General features: G+C 65.8%; 1 protein-coding gene. It reads right to left on the bottom strand.

Annotation, left to right across the window (positions count from 1 at the left end):
* Window positions 1–710: hypothetical protein (locus tag RFM98_RS31190; protein ID WP_320312297.1), on the bottom strand; the 710-nt coding region annotated here is incomplete at its 3' end.
* Between the last annotated feature and the right edge of the window lie 53 nt (window positions 711–763).

The following is a 763-nucleotide window of genomic DNA, read 5'->3' as shown; positions in this document are numbered from 1 at the left end:
GCCTCGGCACGGTAGGCGGCAAAAAGCACCTCGTCCGGGTGCTCGCGGCCGCGCTTGCGGCGGCGCGTTTGCTGAACGACGGAAGCCTGGTGCGACGCCTCGGCCGGCGTTGTATGGCGCGCGCCGGTCAGATCGCCCTGTTGATTGGCCGCAGGCCGATATGCGTCCGCGACGACGTGAGGGAGGCTCACGCGATCGGGTGCGCTTCCAAATCCCGTAGCGGGCAGGTTGACCCGCGGCGGCGGCATGGAACTCGAAGCCTCGTAACCAACCCCAATCGCTGCGCGGCTCCGCGGCTGATCGACACTTTGCGCGGTTGAGTGGACCACCCGCTCCGCATCCTGCCAGAACTGCGCCGAAGCGAAACTTGCGGCCGGCAACGGCCCGGCGCGGTCGGCGGCGGCAAAGAGCTCGTCCTGGTCAAAACTCTGCGCAGGTGAGTGAGCTGGTGGAGCAAAGGGCAAGTGCGAACCGCCTTCCCCGGCGCCCTCCTCTTGCAGCATCCTCGGTCCAACCGCATCTGCATTTGAGCCGGTCCGCCGCCTGGCGAGACGGCTGTTTGGAACAGCTTGCCGATGCTGGCCCGGCTGCAACGCGTTCAGATGCTCCTGAAAACGCGCCTGGTCGGTCTGCTGCTGTTGCGAGCCTGCATCGTCTGTGCGGGCGAAATCTGAGACGTGGGACCGATTGATATTGCTAAAGGGACCCATCGTATCTCCCTTGCCTGTTCCGAGCAGCTCAAGCCGCCCTGGCGGCTGGAAAC

Source organism: Mesorhizobium australafricanum, from assembly GCF_033977265.1.
GTDB classification, from domain to species: Bacteria; Pseudomonadota; Alphaproteobacteria; order Rhizobiales; family Rhizobiaceae; genus Mesorhizobium; species Mesorhizobium australafricanum.
The sequence above is the reverse complement of the archived record's forward strand: the minus strand, read 5'-3'. Positions and strand labels throughout refer to the sequence as shown.